At 69.6% G+C, this 20,913-nt stretch carries 20 protein-coding genes and 1 pseudogene; 9 read left to right on the top strand and 12 right to left on the bottom strand.

What is annotated here, in order from left to right; genetic code table 11:
• Nucleotides 1–27: 27 nt before the first annotated feature.
• Together ACFQ0E_RS07490 and ACFQ0E_RS07485 are read right to left on the bottom strand one after the other, a co-directional pair.
• Nucleotides 28–1,608, bottom strand: coding sequence for a phage tail sheath family protein (locus tag ACFQ0E_RS07490; RefSeq protein ID WP_386823068.1), 1,581 nt, complete (start codon nt 1,606–1,608; stop codon nt 28–30).
• A 116-nt stretch (nt 1,609–1,724) separates the two neighbouring features.
• A complete protein-coding gene (locus ACFQ0E_RS07485; RefSeq protein ID WP_386823067.1) occupies nt 1,725–2,393 on the bottom strand; it encodes a serine/threonine protein kinase in 669 nt (222 codons plus the stop codon).
• Nucleotides 2,394–2,502: 109 nt separating this feature from the next.
• Here ACFQ0E_RS07485 and ACFQ0E_RS07480 point away from each other — a divergent pair, with 109 nt between their 5' ends.
• The gene (locus ACFQ0E_RS07480; RefSeq protein ID WP_386823066.1) at nt 2,503–4,509 is read left to right on the top strand and encodes a bifunctional DedA family/phosphatase PAP2 family protein; all 2,007 of its coding nucleotides are present in this window, start codon (nt 2,503–2,505) and stop codon (nt 4,507–4,509) included.
• A 113-nt stretch (nt 4,510–4,622) separates the two neighbouring features.
• Here ACFQ0E_RS07480 and ACFQ0E_RS07475 read toward each other — a convergent pair whose 3' ends face one another.
• Both ACFQ0E_RS07475 and mpl read right to left on the bottom strand, forming a co-directional pair.
• Nucleotides 4,623–5,207: an LON peptidase substrate-binding domain-containing protein gene (locus ACFQ0E_RS07475; protein ID WP_386823065.1), complete on the bottom strand. Its 585-nt coding sequence runs from the start codon at nt 5,205–5,207 to the stop codon at nt 4,623–4,625.
• Entirely contained in the window at nt 5,204–6,625 is a 1,422-nt protein-coding gene (mpl, locus tag ACFQ0E_RS07470; protein WP_386823064.1) for a UDP-N-acetylmuramate:L-alanyl-gamma-D-glutamyl-meso-diaminopimelate ligase, read from the bottom strand. Before mpl ends, ACFQ0E_RS07475 begins: the two co-directional genes overlap by 4 nt.
• 207 nt (nt 6,626–6,832) lie before the next feature.
• Here mpl and ACFQ0E_RS07465 point away from each other — a divergent pair, with 207 nt between their 5' ends.
• A complete protein-coding gene (locus tag ACFQ0E_RS07465; RefSeq protein WP_386823063.1) occupies nt 6,833–7,735 on the top strand; it encodes a hypothetical protein in 903 nt (300 codons plus the stop codon).
• Between the two features lie 78 nt (nt 7,736–7,813).
• On the opposite strand, the gene ACFQ0E_RS07460 is transcribed toward ACFQ0E_RS07465, so the two are convergent.
• The 4 genes from ACFQ0E_RS07460 to ACFQ0E_RS07445 are packed head-to-tail and all read right to left on the bottom strand — an operon-like array spanning nt 7,814 to nt 10,781.
• Nucleotides 7,814–9,028: a nucleotidyl transferase AbiEii/AbiGii toxin family protein gene (locus ACFQ0E_RS07460; RefSeq protein WP_386823062.1), complete on the bottom strand. Its 1,215-nt coding sequence runs from the start codon at nt 9,026–9,028 to the stop codon at nt 7,814–7,816.
• Complete coding sequence (locus ACFQ0E_RS07455; RefSeq protein WP_386823061.1) at nt 8,925–9,554, bottom strand: hypothetical protein; 630 nt, start codon at nt 9,552–9,554, stop codon at nt 8,925–8,927. Before ACFQ0E_RS07455 ends, ACFQ0E_RS07460 begins: the two co-directional genes overlap by 104 nt.
• A 14-nt stretch (nt 9,555–9,568) precedes the next feature.
• Nucleotides 9,569–10,168, bottom strand: coding sequence for a hypothetical protein (locus ACFQ0E_RS07450; RefSeq protein WP_386823060.1), 600 nt, complete (start codon nt 10,166–10,168; stop codon nt 9,569–9,571).
• Between the two features lie 34 nt (nt 10,169–10,202).
• Nucleotides 10,203–10,781 carry an adenylate kinase gene (locus ACFQ0E_RS07445; protein WP_386823059.1) on the bottom strand — a complete coding sequence of 193 codons (579 nt, stop codon included), beginning with the start codon at nt 10,779–10,781 and terminating at the stop codon, nt 10,203–10,205.
• 133 nt (nt 10,782–10,914) lie between these two features.
• Between ACFQ0E_RS07445 and ACFQ0E_RS07440 the strand changes: the two genes are divergently transcribed.
• From ACFQ0E_RS07440 to ACFQ0E_RS07430, 3 genes are all read left to right on the top strand, one after another.
• On the top strand, nt 10,915–12,171 hold the full coding sequence (locus ACFQ0E_RS07440) for a 6-phosphofructokinase (RefSeq protein ID WP_386823058.1): 1,257 nt from the start codon (nt 10,915–10,917) through the stop codon (nt 12,169–12,171).
• 104 nt (nt 12,172–12,275) lie between these two features.
• On the top strand, nt 12,276–12,974 hold the full coding sequence (locus ACFQ0E_RS07435; RefSeq protein WP_386823057.1) for a hypothetical protein: 699 nt from the start codon (nt 12,276–12,278) through the stop codon (nt 12,972–12,974).
• 29 nt (nt 12,975–13,003) lie between these two features.
• Nucleotides 13,004–13,483 carry a DUF2846 domain-containing protein gene (locus ACFQ0E_RS07430; RefSeq protein WP_386823056.1) on the top strand — a complete coding sequence of 160 codons (480 nt, stop codon included), beginning with the start codon at nt 13,004–13,006 and terminating at the stop codon, nt 13,481–13,483.
• Between the two features lie 82 nt (nt 13,484–13,565).
• Here ACFQ0E_RS07430 and ACFQ0E_RS07425 read toward each other — a convergent pair whose 3' ends face one another.
• The 4 genes and pseudogenes from ACFQ0E_RS07425 to ACFQ0E_RS07410 all read right to left on the bottom strand — a co-directional run.
• On the bottom strand, nt 13,566–14,099 hold the full coding sequence (locus ACFQ0E_RS07425; RefSeq protein ID WP_386823055.1) for a hypothetical protein: 534 nt from the start codon (nt 14,097–14,099) through the stop codon (nt 13,566–13,568).
• A gap of 95 nt (nt 14,100–14,194) precedes the next feature.
• Nucleotides 14,195–14,566: a thiol-disulfide oxidoreductase DCC family protein gene (locus ACFQ0E_RS07420; protein ID WP_386823054.1), complete on the bottom strand. Its 372-nt coding sequence runs from the start codon at nt 14,564–14,566 to the stop codon at nt 14,195–14,197.
• Nucleotides 14,563–15,984 carry a DUF2867 domain-containing protein gene (locus ACFQ0E_RS07415; protein ID WP_386823053.1) on the bottom strand — a complete coding sequence of 474 codons (1,422 nt, stop codon included), beginning with the start codon at nt 15,982–15,984 and terminating at the stop codon, nt 14,563–14,565. The genes ACFQ0E_RS07420 and ACFQ0E_RS07415 overlap by 4 nt, the downstream gene beginning before the upstream one ends.
• Nucleotides 15,985–16,069: 85 nt before the next feature.
• A pseudogene (locus ACFQ0E_RS07410) lies at nt 16,070–16,375 on the bottom strand (metalloregulator ArsR/SmtB family transcription factor); the annotation flags it as partial.
• 236 nt (nt 16,376–16,611) lie between these two features.
• On the opposite strand from ACFQ0E_RS07410, the gene ACFQ0E_RS07405 reads away from it, so the two are divergent.
• The 4 genes from ACFQ0E_RS07405 to ACFQ0E_RS07390 are packed head-to-tail and all read left to right on the top strand — an operon-like array spanning nt 16,612 to nt 20,913.
• Nucleotides 16,612–17,238 (top strand): XrtA/PEP-CTERM system exopolysaccharide export protein, encoded by a 627-nt coding sequence (locus tag ACFQ0E_RS07405; protein WP_386823052.1) that lies wholly within the window; start codon nt 16,612–16,614, stop codon nt 17,236–17,238.
• On the top strand, nt 17,238–18,836 hold the full coding sequence (locus tag ACFQ0E_RS07400) for an XrtA system polysaccharide chain length determinant (protein ID WP_386823051.1): 1,599 nt from the start codon (nt 17,238–17,240) through the stop codon (nt 18,834–18,836). The genes ACFQ0E_RS07405 and ACFQ0E_RS07400 overlap by 1 nt, the downstream gene beginning before the upstream one ends.
• The gene (locus ACFQ0E_RS07395; protein WP_386823050.1) at nt 18,833–19,573 is read left to right on the top strand and encodes a polysaccharide biosynthesis protein; all 741 of its coding nucleotides are present in this window, start codon (nt 18,833–18,835) and stop codon (nt 19,571–19,573) included. The genes ACFQ0E_RS07400 and ACFQ0E_RS07395 overlap by 4 nt, the downstream gene beginning before the upstream one ends.
• The gene (locus ACFQ0E_RS07390; RefSeq protein WP_386823049.1) at nt 19,573–20,913 is read left to right on the top strand and encodes a hypothetical protein; all 1,341 of its coding nucleotides are present in this window, start codon (nt 19,573–19,575) and stop codon (nt 20,911–20,913) included. Before ACFQ0E_RS07395 ends, ACFQ0E_RS07390 begins: the two co-directional genes overlap by 1 nt.

Below are 20,913 nucleotides of genomic sequence, written 5' to 3'. Positions count from 1 at the left end.
CATAACGGCGACCGCCCCGCACGCTCCTCAGCCCGGCGGCGTCATCTGCTGCTCGATCGTCACCACGATGAATTCCGCCGGGCGCACCAGGGCCAGCAGGAGGGTGACGCGCATGACGCCATCGAGGAGGTCCTGCGCCGTCATCGTGCTGCCCAGGCCGATCGAGACCTGGAAGCCGTCCGAGGCCTTGGCCCCCTGCAGGCCGCCCTGCTGCCAGACGCCGGTCAGGAAGTCGGCGATCATGCCCTGCACAGTGCGCCAGGTATTGGCATCGTTCGGCGCGAAGACGAAGGGCTGGAGCGCCTGCTTCACCGATTGCTCGATGTAGGTCACGGTGCGACGCACCGGCACGTAGCGCCAGTCGTTGCTGTTGCCGTCCAGCGTCCGCGCGCCCCAGACCAGGAGGCCCAGCCCGTTGAAGACGCGGATGGCGTTGACCGACTTGCCGGAGACGGCATCGACGTTGAGCTCGGCCTGCTGGGTATCGCTCAGCCGGAGCGTCACGTCGGTCGCGCCGACGATGCCGACGTTCGCCGGGGCGCTCCAGACGCCTCGGCTGCTGTCGGTCACTGCATAGACCCCCGCCATGGCACCGCTGGGCGGCAGCGTGCAGGCGAGCGCCTGGATGGCGGCGATGATCGCGGTGTAGGTCGGGCTGGCGGCGAGCAGTGCGGCGTGCAGCTGGGCGCGGGTCATCGCCCCGGTCGCGGGCGGGTGCTGGATGGCGTCGAGGATGGCGCGCGCCGCAGGGTCGGGACTTGCCGGCGAATCCAGCAGCGGCGCGAGCCGTGCGATGTCGCCGCCGAAGAGGTTGGTGTAATCCAGCTCGCCGGGCTGGACCACCGTGGTCTCGATGAAGGGGTAGTAGGCCGCGCCGTACTTCAGATCGGCGCTGCCGACGCTGTTGCGGAAGGTGGCGATGTCCTGCGTGTAGACCGCCGGGTCGGGCTGGTCGCCATTGATCACGTCGAACAGGCAGAGCGCCGTCTGCACCTCGTTCGCCTGCTGCAGCATTGCCTGCATCAGCGTGGCGTTGTCCGCCTCCGACAGCAGCGTGGCGTCCGGGCAGACGTACAGCGTCGGCTCGACCTCGGCCTTGAGCAACGCCAGACCGCGGAGCAGGTCCGCGAGCTTGACGTTGGGATTCACCCGGGGCGTAGTCGGCGTGGCGATCGGCTGGCCGCTGGCCGGGCCGTACGTGCCGACGGAGACGATCCAGGCCGTGCTGCCGCCGTTGAGGAAGAACAACCGGAGGCTGTTGTAGAGGAAATAGAGCGTGGCCGGATCCGGCAGGACCGCGTGGAACGCGCCGCCGATCCAGAGCGATGTGCCGAGCCTGGGCTGGGTGGCCTGCGGCACCAGGTCGTACTGCGGCGAGTACTGCTTCGCGGGATCGGCCGGCGGGGGCGGATCAGGCAGGCCGTAGATCGCCTGGAACTCGGCCAGCGAGCTGATCCGCATCGGCCGGTCGAGATACGACACGCCTTGGTATTCGGCCTGCGGCGTGTAGCCGATGAAGGCCGGCACGGCTGTCGCGACCGGCACGATCGCGTTCGGCAGGGAGCACACTTCGTTGATGTAGACGCCGGGCGTCTGGATGCTGGTCACGATCGGTGCCGTCCTGGATTCGGGCTGGGATGTCCGGACCATCGTAGGCTGCCGGATGCGGCCTGCGGTCGCTCCTTGGCATCAGTCCCGGCGCAGCGAGCAGGAGGGGGCGGGGCTCAGGGCTTCGGCCCGCGCCCTTCGTTGTCTTCCCAGTGGAGGATGCGACGGGTGATGAAGCGGTAGGCGCGCTTGCCGGTGGCGAACCACAGTTCGCGGAGCCACGACTTGCGCTTGAGCAGGCGGCGCTCGATCGGGGTGATCGCCCCGGGGCAGTAGGTCCGCTTGTGCTTGAGCAGGTGGCGCAGGTCCTCGCGGGCGAGCAGGCGCATCCAGCGCGAGCGTGGCCGACCGCGCACGGCGAGCTGGAAATCGATGATCGCCGGGGTGCCGTCGGCCAGCACCAGCCAGTTGGCTTCCTTGGCCAGGTCGTTGTGCGCCAAACCGCGCCGATGCAGGGCCTGCAGGCGGCGACGGGCGAGCCGGAAGTAGGCGAGATCGCCGCGCGGCGGGCGCTGGTACATCGCGGCGCCGTCGAGGAAGCTGCGGTCGAGCCGACGGCCGTCCCAGCGCAGCAGCTGCGGCACCGCGTCGACGCCGACCAACGCCTGCAGCCCCCGCGCCTCGCGTCGCGCCAGCCACCACGCCGGCAGGCGCAGCCACAGCGGCACGTGGACCAGGTCGCGGCGGACGAACAGGCCGTCGCCGCCGCGCATCAGCGCGATGCGGCCGAAGCTGTCGGATTTGAGCGCCTGCACTTCGACGGCGTCGGGAGGGTTGGCCTGCATGCCGGCATTGTAGGCGGCCGCATGCAGCGACCACCACGACTGGCGATAGGACCGGCCACAGGACCGGCACGGTCACGTCCGTGTCGGCGACGCCTGCCATAATCGGCGGATGACGAGCGAGTGGCTGAACGACATCACGACCTGGATCGGGGCGCACCCGGTGGCGGCGGGGGGGCTGATCTTCCTCGTGGCCTTCTGCGATGCGCTCGCGGTGGTCGGCATCGTGGTGCCGGCGCTGCCGCTGCTGTTCGCGGTCGGCACGCTGATCGGCCTGGGCCACATCGATGGCCCCTACGCCGTGCTCTGCGCCGCCGCCGGCGCCTTCGCCGGCGATGGCCTGAGCTACTGGCTGGGCTGGCGCTGGGGCCCGGCGATGCGCCAGCACTGGCTGTTCCGCCGCTACCCGCAGTTCATCGATCGCGGCGAACGCCTGTTCCGCAAGCACGGCAGCAAGGGCATCGTGATCGCCCGCTTCGTCGGCGCCGTGCGCCCGTTCGTGCCGGCGGTCGCGGGCATGCTCCACGTGCCCCTGAAACGCTATCTCCCTGCCAGCGCGGTGGCCTGCCTGCTCTGGGCCGCATCATTCCTCGCCCCGGGCTGGGTCTTCGGCGCCTCCTACGACGCCATCGCGGCCGTGGCCGATCGCCTCGCCCTGGTGCTGCTGGCCCTGGTGCTGGTGCTGGCGCTGGTCTGGGCGGTGGTGCTCTACACCTACCGCTGGTTCGCCGGCCACGCCGACCGCCTGCTGGCGCGGGCGCTGAAATGGACCCACGCCCACCCGCGCCTGGGCCGCTACGCCGAACCGCTGATCCAGGCGAACCGGCCCGAATCCGCCGCGCTGGCGATGCTGGCGATGTGCCTCACCGCGATCGGCTGGGGCTGGTTCGCGCTGCTGGCCGTGCTGGTGGCGCACGGCGGCCCGCTTGGCCTGGACCTGCAGGTCAACGCGCTGATGGCCACGCTGCGCAACCCGCTGGCCGACCGCTTCCTCGCCGCGCTGGCCTCGATCGGCGACCTGCAGGTGCTGCTGCCGGCGATGGTCGCGCCGCTGGCCTGGCTGCTCTGGCGCCGTCGCTTCGCCGCCGCGCTGCACTGGATCGCGGCGCTGGCCTTCGGCTTCGTGTTCACCGCCTTCCTCGGCATGACCGTGGACATGCCCCGCCCGCCCAACGCGACCAGCGGCTTCGGCTTCCCGTCGATCCCGGTCACGATGATCACGATCGTCTTCGGTTTCTTCGCCGTGCTGATCGCCCGCGAACTGCCCGGCCGCGCGCGCGTGTGGCCCTACCTGGTCGCCGGCGTGGCGGTCGCGCTGCTCGGCTTCGCGCGGCTGTACTTCGGCGCGCACTGGCTGAGCGACATCGTCGGCGGCGCGCTGTTCGGGGTGCTGTGGCTGCTGGTGCTGGGCATCGCCTACCGCCGCCACATCGGCCGCTCGTTCTGGATGCGGCCGCTGGCGACCCTGTTCTACACCGGGTTCCTCGTCGCGGCCCTGTGGCACGCGCCGCGCGCGATCGACGGCGTGCTGGCCCAGTTCGCACCGCCGGCACCGACCACGCGACTGTCGCTCGACGGCTGGTGGAACGGCGGCTGGGCACGCCTGCCGGCGCATCGCGACGAGCAGATCGACCACCGCCGCGACACCGTGGGCTGGCCGCTGGACCTGCAGATCGCGGGCCCGCTGGCGCCGCTGCGCACGCGACTGGAAGCCCGGGGCTGGCAGGTGCAGCCGCAGGCGACCTGGGTGGCCACGCTCGGCCTGCTCGATGCCCACCGTCCGCTGGCGCGCCAGCCGGTGCTGCCGGCCACGCTCGACAGCGAAGCCGAGGCGCTGCTGCTGCGCCGCCCAGGACCCACGCCCGACACGGTGCACGTACTGCGCATCTGGCGCGCACCGGCGCTGCTGGAGGATGGCCAGCCGCTGTGGCTGTGCAACACCCAGACGATGCGCTTCAGCCGGCCGCTGACCACCTTCGGCCTGTGGATGCCGGTCGACGGCGACGAAGGCGCACACCGCCTGGTGCGCGATGCGCTGCAGGGCTTCGAACAGCAGGAGTCCCCGCATCCGCGCAGCAACACCCTGGTGCTGCGGGTACGCATGCCACCGCGCGGCTGAATCCATTGCTTGTGGGAGCGACGCAAGTCGCGATGGCCGCCTGGACGCTGAACGCGTTTCAAGCAGCGAAAGCCTCTCGCGACTTGCGTCGCTCCCACAGGAAACACGCTGGCTCAGGGCATCATCGCAAGCAGTCGGTCCAGCCGTGCATGCGGGTCCTCGTCCTGCAGCAGCATCTGCCGCTGCGGATGGCTCAGCGGCAGCAGCTCGGCCAGTCGCCAGCCCACCCAGGCGGCCTCGTCGAAGCGCGACGGCGGCACCTGGTCGTACTCGCCGCCGACCTTCTCCGCCACCTTCTCCACGACCTGCTGCAGCACGCTGCCGAGCAGGGCGTGTTCGGGACGAAGTTCGTCGTCGGGATCGGCGTCGAACCAGTGCACATCGGCTTCGATCAGGCCATTCGGCCGCACCTCGGTGTGCAGCACGCGGAAGCGCCGGCCGCCGCGCACGCGCAGGGTGAGCAGGCCGGCCTCGGTGCTGCCGAAATCCTCGATCCGTGCCTCGGTGCCGACGCTGGCCGGGGTCGCCGGCAGCCCGGCTTCCTGCCCGGCGAGGATCAGGCAGACGCCGAATCCGCTGCCGTTGCGTCCGCACTCGCGGACCATGTCGAGGTAGCGGGTCTCGAACACCCTCAGCACCAGAGTCCCGCCCGGCACCAGCACCGTGTGCAGCGGGAAGAGCGGCAGCAGCGCGCTCATCCGTGCAGCGCCGCCAGGAAGCGACGCGGCGCGCCGTCGAAGCCGCCGTTCGACATGAACACGACGTGGTCGCCTTCGCGCACGGTCTCGACCAGCGCCGCGATCAGCGCGTCGGCATCGGGCACGGTGCATGCGTCGCCGCGTACGGCGGCGATGACCTTGCCGGCATCCCAGGCCAGCTCGGGGCGGTGCAGGAACACCACCGCGTCGGCGATGTCCAGCGACGGCGCCAGCGCCTCGGCATGCGCGCCGAGGCGCATCGAATTGCTGCGCGGCTCCATCGCGACCACGATGCGCGCATCGCCGACCTTCGCGCGCAGACCATCGAGCGTGGTGCGGATCGCGGTCGGGTGGTGAGCGAAATCATCGTAAATGGTCACGCCGCGCGCGCTGCCGATCACTTCGAGCCGGCGCTTCACGCTGCGGAATTCCGCCAGCGCCGGGATGACCGTCGCCGGCTCCACACCGACCGCATTGCACGCGGCCAGCGCGGCCAGGCCATTGAGCACGTTGTGCAGACCGAGCATCGGCCAGCGCACTTCGCCGACGCGCACGCCGGCGCGATACACCGCGAACGCCGAGCCGTCGGCTTCGATCAGGCGCGCGCCCCAGTGGAAGGCATCGTCGGCCATGCCGTCGCGAAGCAGGCCGAAGCGTTCAACCGGCGTCCAGCAGCCCATCGCCAGCACTTCGTCGAGGCGCGCATCCTCGCCGTTGACGATCAGCCGGCCGCGACCGGGCACGGTGCGCACGAGGTGGTGGAACTGGCGCTGGATCGCGGCCACGTCGGGGAAGATGTCGGCGTGGTCGTATTCGAGGTTGTTGAGGATCGCCACCAGCGGCCGGTAGTGGACGAACTTGCTGCGCTTGTCGAAGAACGCGGTGTCGTACTCGTCGGCCTCGACCACGAACTCGCGGCCGCTGCCCACGCGCGCCGAGACGCCGAAGTCCTCGGCCACGCCGCCGATCAGGAAGCCCGGATCGCGCCCGGCGCGGTCCAGCAGGAAGCTGAGGATCGTGGTCGTCGTGGTCTTGCCGTGGGTGCCGGCCACCGCCAGGGTGTCGCGACCGGGCAGGACGTGTTCGGCCAGCCACTGCGCGCCCGAGGTGTACTTCATGCCCTGGTCGAGGACGTGTTCCACCGCCGGGTTGCCGCGCGACAGCGCATTGCCGACCACGACCTCGTCGCAGTCGCCGGAGATGTGCCCGGGCTGGTAGCCCTGCGCCAGCGCGATGCCCAGCTGCTCCAGCTGGGTGGACATCGGCGGATACACCGACTGGTCGCTGCCTTCGACGACGTGCCCGTGTTCGCGCGCCAGCGCGGCCACGCCGCCCATGAACGTGCCGCAAATGCCGAGGATGTGGAGTTTCAAGGTGACGCCGCCCCGTCTTTCCGGAAAGGCCGCATCGTACTGCATGCGGCGCGATGCGCGTTCCGCTCCACCGCATGGGATCGCGCGCATCACGGCATGGCCCCGAGGACGATTGCGGGGCGAAACGGGGACGTTTGTCTGCGGGACAGCACGATGGGCCGCATCCGCACCGATAGATTGACGCTCCGCCGTCGGGAAGACGGTGGATCCGGGCGCGATCAGCGCCCAACGACCTTCAGAAAGGACCTTCGCATGAGACTTCGCATCCCCCTGCCCGGACTCCGCCTGCGCTTCGCGGCGCTGCTGCTGCTCGCCCTCTGCGCCATCAGTGCCCCTGCCTCGGCTGCCAATTGCTGGCGGATCACCGGATGGCTGAACAGCGCGAACCAGCCGTCCACCGGCAACGTCGGCGACCGCGCCAACCTCGTTTCGACCAACTGCGTCGCCCCTGCACCATCGGGCTGGGGCTGGTTGCAGCCCACGTTGAGCTACTCGGGCCAGCCGCCGGCCGACCTGTATGTGCGGATCTCGCTCAGCGACCCGCGCGTGATCGGCGGCGGCAGCGGCTACTTCTCCGGCCTGCTGCTGTACGACGGCATCGTTTCGGGCAAACCCGTGCTCAAGATCGACCTACTGCTCTGCGGCGGCTGCAGCAACAAGATGTACTTCGTGCACCAGGTCGGACCGTGCACGCGCCAGGTCACGTGGTGGAACGGCACGGTCATGGCCGGCTACGACACCGCCAACTGCTACGTGGGCCCGCCGCCGGCCGGTTCGACGCCGCTGATCGTCAACAACAGCTACTACGTCGCCGCGCAGAACAGCACGATCTGCCAGATCGGCGGCTGGGACACCGCCAACTGCTACTACGGCCCCGCACCCGCCGGCGCGACCATTCGCAACAATGGCTTCTACGCGCCCGCCGGCCCGGGCAACACCTGCGCACAAGGCACGTTCAACGGCGTCGACTGCCACATCGCCACGGTGCCGCCGGGCAGCGCGGCCTTCCTCTACGCCGGCAATTACTACGCCACCACCCGCCGCTGCGCCGTCGGCCGCTTCGACGGCACACGGTGCTACCTCGGCACCCCGCCCTCCTTCCCCACCCCCACCGTCGCCTTCATCTGGGCAGGGAGTTTCTACTACGGGGAGTGAGTGCAGGGCACAGCGTCATCGACCCGGGCCGCTTCGGCGGCCGGGTCGGTTCACTTCCAGACACGGCCGCGCCCTCGCTCAGGCACGCAGCTCGACGATCAACGCATCGACGGGTGCCACGGCCTTCCGGAACGCCGAGATCCAGGCCTCGACATCGGCATCCACCCAGGGATGCTCCTTGCGGAAATCCTGCCACTGGACGTCCCCGACCTGTTCCAGGACCCAATCGCTCGAGTTGCGCACCCACTTGTCGAACGAATCCGGGGTATACCACGCGTTGTGCAAGGCCTTCAGGACCTGCGCCGCCATCTCCGGCGACAGGCTTACGCAGCGCGACAGGAGCACGGCGTCGTACAGATCCTTTCCCTGCGGGTAGCGATCGGTCATGAGCCACAGCACCTTCCAGGCCAGCGATTGCTCCGGCCCCGCCGCCTGCAACGGGATCGCGTCACCCGACGGCGCGGGCAAGGCCAGCGGGACCGGCGGCGCCCACAGCGTTTCCCTGAACACGAAATCGCACTGCAGCTTGCCCGGCGGCAGGCCCGGCACCGTCCACGAGAACGTCAGGCGCTTGCCCTGGGCGCGTTCGTAGGTCCAGATCTCGTCGACGGCCACATGGCCGACATCGATCGTTGCCTCGCCCGCAGCCACGCCATGCGCGGCGATCGCCGCGATGAATTCGTCGAGCAGCGACTCCGCCTCGGCACTGTCCGACGCCCAGGTATCGGGCAGCACCACCCAGTCGAGATCGCCCGGGCGACGCGCGGCATCTCCCACCCAGGCCGGCATCGTCGCGCTGCCGCGCAGCACCAGGTGCGCAGCCCAGGGCGATGCCGCGATGGCACGAAGGATGGAAGCCATCACCTCTGCACGGGCAGCGGACCAGCGCTGGCGCGCCAGGGGATCGGCAATCGGGGCGTCGCCCTGCCTGAATCCATGCACGTAACCGCGCAGGGCAGGATCGAAGATCTTCTCGCCTCCCGAGGAAGGGAGTGCGAACGCATTCGGCAATCCGGAGTTCTGTCGTGCGGCGGCCTGCGCAGGCGCGGGCGGCGGCGCGGGAGGGACCGGCCGCGATGGCTCAGCCGTGGGCGCAGTGCCGAGCCCCCGACCGAAGGGGAATGCAGCGGCTGAGTGACAGGCGTCGGCGCCGTGGCCGGTCGCGACCCGAACAAGGATTTCCACCAGCTCATGCAGTTTCTCCAGGCAACCACCCCGCATCCAGGGCACGATTGCTGTCGTGTACGACGAATTCGATTTCGGTGTCGAGCACCGCCCGCACCATCGGCGCAAGCGCGTCCTGCAACGCCCGCGACCAGGCCATGATCCCCGGCAGGCCGCCCTCGATGCTGCGCAGGGTCACGAACCGCTCCTGGCAGCCATCCGCCCGCGTGCTACGGGCGTTGCGCGAGACGTGCGCCCCGTGCGCGATCGCGATGTCGGTGACCTGCATCAAGGCAGCGTCGTCTGCGAGCAGCAGTTTGAGATGACTCTCGAAATACGTGCCCGGCGGGCAGGCGTCCCCCGCCTGCGGCACACCCGCATTCGAGGGTGCCGCTTCCACCTTGGCGCGCACCACCCGGATGCCCTGATCGGCGAGGGCACGCTCGACCAACGCGATCTGCGCCAGACAGTCCGCGAGCGCGCCATCGCGCCGCCAGCTCAGCATCGGCTGCACCATCACCGCGCCGCGCGGCAATTCGATGTGGAGCACCTGCATGCCCTGGGCGTCCGCGAACCGCGCAAGCGCATCCGCGCCGGCAGCGGCCTGCGCGGCCTCCACGGTCAAATGGATTTCGAAGCGATCGTCGAAGCGCATGCGACAGGCGGGTTTCAGTAGAGGGCGTCGGGCGGGAACGACCAGCCGGTGAACGACAGGAACATCAGGCCGATCGCGCGTTCGCGGCCCTGCGCAGGGGTCCAAGCATCGTGGATGCGGCTGCGCGCGCCATCGCGCGCCTCGATGATCCACATTGAGCCGTCGAGGCCCATGTCCGTCTGCGCCACGGGTGATCCCCAGACATCGACGCGCGCCAGCAGTGCTTCGAGCTGCAGGGCCTCGTATGACGTCAGGGTGCGCTCAACACGGCGGAGCACGTCGCCGGGGTCATAGCCACCTGCGCCATCGAGTTCCACCGCAGTGACGCGCCAGTCGTCGCCATCGCGCTCGACACGCACGGCGACAGGATGGTGGAAAGTGCGCATCCACAGGAAACGGTACACCGGGGTGTCCGTCGCGCAGGCCAGTGACGGCTCGCCCATGGTCTGGAGGGTACCTGCGTAACCGCGCCATCGGGCGTAGTCCGGCCCGCCGTGATCGCGTGAGAAGTGTTCGACATGGGTGAAACCGAGCCCGCAGGCAGGATGCGGCTTCGCTCGCGGCAGCATCATCGCGATCCCGAGGGTCAGGCTGGCCGCGGCCAGCACCGACACCAGGATCGCGATGGCCTGCGCGGAAACCCTCGGCTCAGCCGACTTCGGTCCCCACCGCGATGGCTTCCACGATGCGGGTGAAGACCTCGTCCATCGAACCTTCGCCATGGACCACCTTCAGCATGCCGCGCTGGCGGTAATAGTCGACCACCGGGGCGGTGACGTCGTTGTAGACGTTGAGTCGGTTGCGGACCGATTCCGGGCTGTCGTCGACGCGGCCCTGCTCCTTGGCGCGGCCGGCGATGCGCTCGACCAGCAGGTCGGTGTCGACGTCGAGCTGGACGGCGTGGTCCATCGGCTGGCCGATGCGGGCGAGCAGGTCGCCCAGGGCGGCGGCCTGGGCGAGGTTGCGCGGATAGCCGTCGAGGATGAAGCCGTCGGCGACGTCGGGACGCGAGAGGCGGTCTTCGAGCATGCCCAGCAGGATGTCGTCGGACACCAGGTCGCCACGGTCCATCACGGCTTTCGCCTGCAGGCCGAGGGCGCTGCCGGCGGCGACTTCGGCGCGCAGCAGGTCGCCGGTCGAGATGTGCGGGACCTGGAGGTGTTCCTTCAGCCGTGCCGCCTGTGTGCCCTTGCCCGATCCCGGGGCTCCGAGGAGAACCAATCGCATCGCATGCTCCAAAAGGAAGAGAAAATCTCGGCCGTGGGGCTACACTCGACGTTCCACGGCGCAACCCTGCCAGCTTAACCGCAATGGCGGCCCGCCCCCAACCCGTCTACGACCAATCTCCGACCCCTCCCCCATGGCATCCGGAACCCTGCTCTACGCCCAGTCCGGCGGCGTCACCGCCGTCATCAACGCCACCGCCTCGGCGGTGATCTCCGAAGCCCGCGCCCGCAAGGTCAAGGTGCTGGCCGCCCGCAACGGCATCCTCGGCGCCCTGCGCGAGGAACTCATTGATACCTCGAAGGAATCCATCGCCAGCATCCGCGCCCTGGCGCACACGCCGGGCGGCGCCTTCGGCTCCTGCCGGGTCAAGCTCAAGTCGCTGGAGCAGGACCGCGCGAAGTACGAGCGGCTGCTGGAGGTCTTCCAGGCCCACAACGTCCGCTACTTCCTCTACAACGGCGGCAACGACTCGGCCGACACCGCCCTGAAGGTCTCGAAGCTGGCCGCCGAGTTCAAGGTGCCGCTGACCTGCATCGGCGTGCCCAAGACCATCGACAACGACCTGGCCGTGACCGACTGCTGCCCGGGCTTCGGCTCGGCGGCCAAGTACACGGCCGTGTCGGTCCGCGAAGCCGCGCTGGACGTCGCCGCCATGGCCGAGACCTCGACGAAGGTGTTCGTCTACGAGGCCATGGGCCGCCATGCCGGCTGGCTGGCCGCCGCCGCCGGCCTGGCCGGCGAGGGTCCGGACGCCGCACCGCACCTGATCCTGTTCCCCGAGCGCGCCTACGACGAGGCCGACTTCCTCGCCAGCGTGAAGAAGGTGGTGGAGCGGGTCGGCTACTGCGTCGTGGTCGCCTCCGAGGGCATCCGTACCGCCGATGGCACCTTCGTCGCCGATGCCGGCGGCGGCAAGGACGCCTTCGGCCACACCCAGCTCGGCGGCGTCGCCTCGTACCTGGCCGGCAAGGTCAAGGACGAACTGGGCTTCAAGGTCCACTGGACCCTGCCCGACTACCTGCAGCGCTCCGCCCGGCACATCGCCTCGAAGACCGACCTCGACCACGCCATGGCCGCCGGCAAGGCCGCCGTCCAGTTCGCCCTGCGCGGCATGAATTCGACGATGCCGGTGATCCGCCGCACCGCGAACGCCCCGTACAAGTGGCGGATCGAGGCCGCGCCGCTGGACAAGGTCGCCAACCACGAAAAGACCATGCCGGCGAACTTCATCCGCAAGGACGGCTACGGCATCACCGCCGCCGCGCGCGCCTACCTGGAGCCGCTGATCCGAGGCGAAGCCCCGCCGCCGTACGGCCGCGACGGCCTGCCGAAGTACGTGACGCTGAAGAACGTCGCCGTGAAGAAGAAGCTGCCGGCCTGGGAGGGCTGAGCATCGCGGGATCGCCCTGCGGCGGAACGGTGGCCGGGTCGACGGAAGGCAAGTGAATCCGGCCCCGTTTCTGGCGATAATCGCGGCATCCACAGGGGGACAACATGCGATTCACCTTCCGCGAGGCGCACCGGCTGTGCCTCATGCTGCTCATGTGCGCGCCGCTGCATGCTGCGCTCGCCCAATCTCCGGCGGTCGCCGCGCCCATGCCGACCGAGTCCGGATCGCAGCCGACGACGACGCCAGACCCAGCCAGTCCTGCGGCAGCGACCGAGGCCGCCGTCTGCTGCATCCTGCCCGACGGCACCCTCGTCGAGCTGGCGATCGGCGAACCGCTGACCTCGAAGACCGCGCAGCGCGGCCAGCGCTTCAAACTGCTGCTGGCCGAACCGCTGCGCCTCGGCGACACCGTCGTGGTGCCCGCAGGCACCGAGGGCGTGGGCGAAGTGATCCACGCCGATCATGCGCGCGCCGCCGGCAAGCCCGGGGAACTCCTGCTCGCCGCGCGCTTCCTGCAGGGGCCCGCCGGCGAGATCAAGTTGCGCGGGATGAAGCTGGGCGGCAGCGGCAAGGATCGCGGCAACGCGGCCATGGGCGTCGCGATGGGTCTGGGCCCCCTGGGCTTCCTCGTGCGCGGCGGCCAGATCGAAATTCCCGAAGGCACGCGCGCCCATGCAAAGCTGGCCGGCCCGCTGCAGATGACCGCGTCGCCCCTCACCACCGTTTCGGATCCCGTGGACGCTCCAGCAGCGCCCGCCAGCGGCACGGACATGCCTCCCTCACCCATCACACCCGTCGATTGACCCACCGCAACATCCAGGAGCCATCCGCAATGCGTCATTTCCACAAGACCCTCCTCGCCCTCGCCTTCCTCGGCACCGCCGTTTCGGCCAACGCCCAGGACAGCACCGCGCCGCAGGCCGCGCCTGCCGCCGAACAGGCCGCAATGCTGCCCGCAGGCATCGCCCAGCCGCCGGCCGGCAAGGGCCAGATCGTCTTCTTCCGCGAGAACAAGCTGAAGGGCGCGATCATCAGCTACATCGTCCGCGAGGGCGAAACCGAACTAGGCAAGCTGCGCAACGGCACCTACTTCGTCCACGTCACCGATCCGGGCCAGCACACCTATGTGGTGCACTCCGAAGCAAAGGACGTGTTCAACATCGAAGTCGAAGCGGGCGAAACCCACTACGTCCTCGGCGGCATCAGCATGGGCTTCATGGCCGGCCGTCCGAACCTGTCGCCGTCGAACGAGGAAGCCTTCGTCAAGGCGCTGAGCAAGCTCAAGCCGGCACCGGCCCTCGACGCCAAGTGATCCGACGCACGTCGATCGCATGAAGAAAAAGCCGCGATCTTCGCGGCTTTTTCTTTTGCGGCCTTCAGGCAGTGGCGACGGATCACTGTCGCGGCGCGATCCACACGTAGGCGCGGTGGAACGCCGCCGCGCCCAGCGCGCCCAGCAGGCCGACGAGAACGCCTGCGACCGGATAGGGAACGATGCCGGACAGCATGCCTGCACCCATGCCGAAGAGCGCCAGGGTGTCGACCAGGCTGCCCGAGATGCCAAGCTGCATGGCAGAGAGGCTGACCAGGGCCGGGCCGCCGGCGATCACGAATCCGCCCAGTGTCATCGGCCAGAACCGGAAGCGGCCGAATGCGAGCAGCAGGGCGGCATAGGGCACACCCAGCGCGAGCACCACGGGCAGGATGAACATCAGGCTGAGCAGGGCGTACAGGGGAACCAGCCAGAGATCCAGGGCCGCTTCCCCGGGGATGTCCGGTGAACCGATCGCCATGAGCACGCCCACGCCGAACGCGGCGACGAGGCAGGCGACGCAGGTCCCGAGCAGGAAGGCCAGCAGGCTGCGCAGGGGGCTAGGGTTCGGAATCGCGGGTGCTGTCGCGTGGTTCGAAACGGTCGTGTCGTTCATCGGGCCTCCACCCTGTCGAAGGCACCCGCTCCGGGTGCCGCGTGCGTCGCGGTCGCGACCTGTCCTGTGCCCATCACGCAACGTGCTACGTCGCGTCACCAATGCCCATGGCGACGATTCCAGCGATACAGCCGACGCGCGAAGGCGTCATAGGCGCGCTGCGCGAGCGAGCGCACGCCGGGCAACGCAAGCAGGCGCGCGAGCCAGCGCAGGCCGCGCGTGCGCGACCACAGCGCGCCGAACGCATCCGTCCCGACCTGCACGCGCCCGTCGGCGTCCCGCACATGCAACTTCTCGCGCACGGCCTCGATGTCGATGCCCAGTGCACGCACCGCCTCCGGATTCGCATGCACGTCGATCCATTCGATCTCGCACGCCCCCATCGCGCCCTGCTGCGCGGCCACGCCGCTGCGGCACACCGGGCAGGCGCTGTTGTAGTAGACGGTGGCCTTGCCGGTGTCGCTCATGCCTGCGCGCCGGACAAGGAAGACTGCAGGACAGCGTTCGACGCCACCCGCGCATGCAACACCGCCATGCGCAGCATGGTCGGGGCGATGTAGTGACGATGGGTACGTTCGATCAGCACCATGTAGGCACGACCGAACAGGTTGCGGGTGCGCACGCGAGTGGCGAGTGAGATGCGTAGACGGCCATCGGCCAGGCGCTCGACGCCGACGCTGGAGCGGAACCGCAGATGCTTGTCGTCGGCGCCGAGCAGCACTTCGGCGTGCGCATCGGCGTCGACGCGTTGGTCCAGCACCGGGAAGCGGCCGGAGAAGGCCTGCGGACACTGGCCGAGCAGCGACGAGACCGGGCAGCCCAGCGGCGAGGTGCGCAGGCCGAGCGGTTTCACCAGCACGTTGCGCATCTGCATCATGCGGCCGACGGCAACGGGACGGTTTTCGAGGAAGCCTTCGAGCACGCGGGCGAGCACGCCGCTGACCGTGCGCTCGGCGAAATCGGCCGGGTCGATGTCGACGGCGACGATGTCCTCGTGCTCGCGGCGCGGATCGAAGGCCTCGAACTGCCGGGCGAGCAGCGAATCCGCCGGCACCGCAGGCAGGGCATGCACCCGCGCACCCCGGGTGTCGGCGAAGAAGCCGACCGGCGCGCGCAGGCCGCCGAACCATGCGCGCAGGCGACCCAGCGCATCGCGGGTGCGGGCGCAGAGGCGGGCCTGCAGCGAACCGACCGGCTCGTCGAGCGATAGCACCATCGTCGGCACCTCGCGCCGCAGGTCCTCGCCGCGTTCGAGCAGATCGAGGACGGACGGCGGCAACAGCTCGGTCAGCGACGGAATGTCGGCTTCGTTCGCCATCACCCGTTCGCGGACCTCGTCCGCAAGCTCGCCGCCCAGCTCGTTGGTATGGCAGGACAGCGCGAACAGCGCGGGATGGCCGGACGCCGCATCGCCCGGCAGGAACTGGTGCCAGGTGCCGCCGCCGAAGCGCACGGTGAACAGGCAGTCCGGCGGGATCTCGACGTGGCGCAGGGCGTCGAGAAAGGCCCGGGGGTCGTCGTCGATCTGCGCCTGCGACGCGGTCGAGAACCGCAGCCGCGCGCCGCTGCTGCCGGACACGGCGGTGAACACCCGGTGCCCCGCGTGACGATGGAAGGGATGGCCGCTGGCGCCGACGATGAAGGTGTAGAGCGAAGTCGCATCGCCCTGGGCGAAATCGGCGCCGCCGATCCGCGCCGAGGGCTCGTCGAGGGCGTCGACGAAGGCCGTGTGCCCGCGCTGCAGCGCTGCGGTGCGGCCGACGAGATGGGTGCCGGCGCCGATGCCGAGCTGCGCGATCAGCACCACCTCGACCGGCAGGCCGCCGGATCGCGAGGGAATGCGCACCGAGGGAAACGTCTGCAGGGTCCTGGTGGCGAACGGCATGGCGACCTCACTCGGTGGCGTCGGACTTCGGTGCGGGGGACGCAGGCGCTGGTTCCGGATCGGAACTCGCGTCGGGCGATCCGGCGCGCTTCTCGGCGGCACGCTTGCGGCTTTCGCGCTTGAGCGGCCCGCCCTGCGGGCACAGCTCGGTGACCCAGGCGAAGACCGTGTTCGCCAGCGTGTCGGGCACCAGCCGGAAATAGACGAACTGGCCGCGCTTCTCGCGCTCGATCAGGCCGGCGTCCTCGAGGATGCGCAGATGACCGGACAGGGCCGGCTTGCTGAAGTCGAAACGGCTGGCGATCTCGCCGGCGGTGAGCTCGCCACCGTTGAGGTAGGCCAGGATCCGCCGCCTCGGGGCGGACGCCAGGGCTTCGAACACGCGATCCATGGGGCTCCGATGAACTAATTAAGTAATTTCCTAATTAACTCCCGGATATCCGGCCGAGGTCAAGCCCGGCGGAACGCGGGCCGACGAGCGGCACGCCAGCGATGCGCGCGGACCACTCGCTGTCGAGCGGGTGCGCGGTTGCGGTGCGGTGCCCGGAACCGAAGGTTCGTTTTTGTGACTGGCCTCAAGTTATTCCGTCTCCCGTTACAATTGCAGGGACTTTTTCGGGGGACCGAATGCATACGATCCATCGCGTCTGGGCGTTGTGCCTGTCGCTCATCCTTGCTGCCTGCGCCACCACCCAGGGACCTTCGGTCGGCGCACCTCCCACGGATGGGATCCAGGCCACTGCCGTCGATGCGTACCGGATCGGCGTGGACGACCAGGTGCAGGTCTCGGTCTGGCGCAACCCGGAGCTGGGCATCACCGTGCCCGTGCGTCCGGACGGGATGATCTCCGTGCCCCTGGTCGGCGACGTGCTCGCCGGCGGGCGCACGCCGCCCGAAGTGGCGAAGGACATCCAGGAAAAACTCTCGGCCTACGTGCGCGACCCGCAGGTCGCGGTCATCCTGACCCAGTTGCGCAGCCACGAATACCTGTCGCGCGTCCGCGTGACCGGCGCGGTGCGCCAGCCGGTGTCGATCCCCTATCGCCCGGGCATGACCGTGCTCGACGCCATCCTCGCCGCCGGCGGCCCGACCGAATTCGCGGCCAGCGACCGCTCCGAGCTGCATCGCCGGGCCGGCGGCACGTCGGCCACGTACGAGATCAAGCTCGACCGCATCCTCAATCGCGGCGATCTGGCGACCAACCATCCGGTCGCGCCGGGCGACGTCATCACGGTGCCGGAGCGCACGTTCTGATGAATGTCCCGTCGCTCCCCGCGCGGCGCACAGCGACCGCGCGCGCCGGCGCGCAGGCGTCGCAGCTAGGGCTGAACCCGAACGACCTGGTCATGGCGATGCTGCGCGAAGGCCGCCGCTACCAGCTCGTGCTTGCCTCGATCTTCGCCGGGATCGCCCTGGTGGCGCTGGTCGCCGGCCTGTTCCTGCTTCCGCGCAAGTACACCGCCAGCACCTCGGTGCTGGCCCAGGAAAGCGACATCATCCAGCCGCTGCTGGAGAACCGCGCGCATGCCACGCGCGCGATCGATCGCGCCGGGCTCGCGCGCACGGTGGTGTTCGGGCGGAAGGTGATGGGCCAGGTGCTGGTCGCCGGCGGCTGGATGGAGGACAAGCCCTCCGCCACGATGCAGGACCGCCTGATCGAGCAGATCCGCGAGCGCACGCAGATCACCAACGCCCGCGAGAACCTGGTGCAGATCACCTACCACGACAGCGAGCCGGAGCGCGCCTTCAAGGTCGCCGAGGCGATGGCGACGCTGCTGATCGAGGAAAGCCTGGCCAGCAAGGAACGCGAGAGCCGCGAGGCCTACGAGTTCATCGACGCGCAGGTCCGCGACTACCATCGCAAGCTCACCGAGGCCGAGGCCAACCTGCAGGCCTACCGCTCTGCCAATACCGATGCGCAGCCGAGCAGCGCCACCGATTCGACCGCGCGCATCGGCACCCTGCGCACCCAGGTCGAGCAGACGCGGATGAGCCTGATGGAGCTGCGTTCGCGCGAGCAGGCGCTGGAGGCGCAACTGTCCGGCGAATCGGCGGTCACCGCGGTGCAGACCCGCGAGACCCTGTACCGCACGCAGCTGCTGGAACTGCAGGGCCAGCTCGACACCCTGCTGCTGAGCTATACCGACAAGCATCCCGATGTGGTCCGCGTGCGCCACCAGATGGCCGACATCCAGACCGCGATGCGCGAGGAGGAACAGCGCCGGACCCGTCCGGGCGCCGCCACCGCGGATGCCGGCGAAGTGCGGATGAATCCGATGTACCAGGAGCTGCGCAGCCAGCTCGCGCAGACCCGGCGCGAGATCGCGGCGATCCAGTCGCGGATGTCCGCGTCCGAAGGCCTGCTCGACAACGAATTCGGCCGCAGCCGGCGCATCGCGGCGTCCGAGAGCGAACTGGCCGAACTCACCCGCGATTACGAAGTGAACCGCGACATCTACCAGGACATGCTGCGCCGACGCGAGAACGCGCGCGTGTCGATGGAGCTGGACCGCGAGCGTCGCGGCCTGACCATGCGCATCCAGGATCCGGCGCAGATGCCGCTGCGCCCCAGCGGCCTGCGTTTCATGCATTTCGCGCTGGGCGGCCTGCTCGCGGCGATGATGGTGCCGCTGGGCCTGCTGTTCCTGCTGGTGCGGTTCGATCCGCGCGTGCGCTCGCCGCGCCAGCTCGAAAGCCGCGGCACCTACGCCCTGCTCTCGGTGGTGCCGGCCTACCGCACACCGCGCGACCGTCGCCGCGAGGTCGGCCGCATGATGCTCAGCGGATCGATCGTCGCCTCCGTGTTCCTGGCCTATGGACTGGTCTACGTCTTGAAGCAGGTGGCCGCATGAGCGCGAACGACGACATCGACACGCGCGACGGTTCCGGCGGACGCACGCTGCCGGCGACGCAGGGCGACGGCACCGGCAAGGCGCTGAGCACGCGCCAGCTGGAGGATCGCCGCCTGATCCATCGCCAGGAATCGGTGCGCAAGCATGCGGATGCCTTCCGCGAGCTGCGCACGCGCCTGCTCGCGCTGGCCGGCGATACCGGCAACTTCGTCACCCTCGTGTCGCCGGTGCGTCCCGGCTGCGGCGGCAGCTTCGTCGCGCGCAACCTCGCTGCGGCCTTCGCCTTCGACGAGACCAAGCAGGCCCTGCTGGTCGACTGCGACGCCACGCATCCGGCGCAGGGCGAAGCGCTGCAGGTCGAAGCCGACGGACGCGGCCTGATCGACTATCTCGAAAACGAATCGATCGCATTGGGCGACGTGGTCCACGCAACCGGCGTGCCGCGCCTGCAGCTCATTCCCGCCGGACGCATCCGCGAAACCCCGGGCGAAAGCTTCAGCTCGCTGCGCATGCGCGCGATGATCGATTCGCTGCGCGCGCACCAGGGCAACCGCCACCTGATCCTCGACGCGCCGCCGGCACTGGGTTCCCCGGATGCGCGCATCCTGTCCGACCTGGCCGACATGGTGGTGCTGGTCGTCGGCTACGGCCAGGTCAGCGGCGAGGACATCGACAAGGCCGTCGCCAGCTTCCCGCCGGAGAAGTTCGCCGGCGTGGTGTTCAACCAGCGGCCCTGATGGCACGCGCGCGGACCAGGGCCTCGCTGCCGGTCGCGACGCTGGCGATGTCGATCGCCGTCGTGTTCGGCGCCGCGACGCCGCGCGACGCGCACGCGCTGCGCGTCAATTACACGCTGGACTTCAACGCCGAGCACAACGACAACCTGCTGCTGACGCCGACCGACCCGCTGTCGACCACGATCCTGCGACCGGGCCTGGGCGTGGAGGTGCTCCACGACACCTCCGTGCTGCAGATGCACCTCAGCGGTCGCGCAGAGTACCGCCACTACGACCAGCGCGGATTGCAGGACGGCGCCGACGGCACGTTTTCCGGGCGGGTGAACTGGGTGGCGATTCCCGAGCGCCTGAGCTTCAGCGTGGTGGACCAGCTGACCCTGCAGCCTGTCGACACGCTCGCCGCAGACGCGCCGGGCAACCGCCAGCAGGTCAACGTGCTGTCGGCCGGACCGACCCTGCAGTTCGAGTGGGGCGACGACTGGCGCGGCAGCGCGGAGCTGCGCTGGATCCGCAGCGAGGCCGAGATCACCGACGCCTTCAATTCACGGCGCACCGACCTCGCGCTGCGCGCGACGCGACGGCTGTCGCCGGGCAGCCGCTTCTCGTTCAACCTGCAGCAGCAGCGGGTGGATTTCGACAGCGAAGCGGTCGCGCGCGACTACGACCGCACCCAGTTGTTCATGCGCTGGACGCGCACGCTCAACCGCGTCGACCTGGCCGTGGACCTGGGCTACTCGCGGCTGGACTATCGTCGCTCGCTGCCCGGCTTCGCCGACGGCCGCGCCGACCCGATGTTCCGCGCCTCGGCGGCCTGGCGGCCGAACGATGCGCACCGCTTCGATCTCTCGTACAGCAGCCTGTTTTCGGACGTCGCCTCGGACGCGCTGGCCGGCGGCGAAGTCATCGAAGCGCCGCCGGCCGGCGTGCAGACCGGCGACACCGTGGTCAACGCCTCGCCCTTCCTCGAACGCAGGCTGGAAGGCGAATACACCTGGACTTCGACGCGCTGGACCTTCAGCGCCTCGCCGTTCCTGGATCGCCTGCGCTACCAGGACACCGACCAGTTCGACCAGGACGGCTACGGCCTCGGTCTGGAAGCGAGCTGGCGCGCACGGCGCAACCTGCGGATCGGCTTCGCCGGTGCGCTGGACCACAACCGCTACGTCAACCTCGATCGCGACGACGAGACCCGCCGCTATTCGCTCAACGCGCGCTACCAGTGGGTCCGCCACTGGAGCGGCGTGTTCACCCTCGCGCGCTACGAGCGCCGCAGTTCGGCGCCGGGCCAGCGCGCCGACCAGAACGTGGTGTCGCTGGCGCTGACCTACCAGAACCGGTGA

This window comes from Lysobacter brunescens, assembly GCF_042677005.1.
In the GTDB taxonomy this organism is placed as follows: domain Bacteria; phylum Pseudomonadota; class Gammaproteobacteria; order Xanthomonadales; family Xanthomonadaceae; genus Lysobacter_I; species Lysobacter_I brunescens.
The sequence above is the reverse complement of the archived record's forward strand: the minus strand, read 5'-3'. Positions and strand labels throughout refer to the sequence as shown.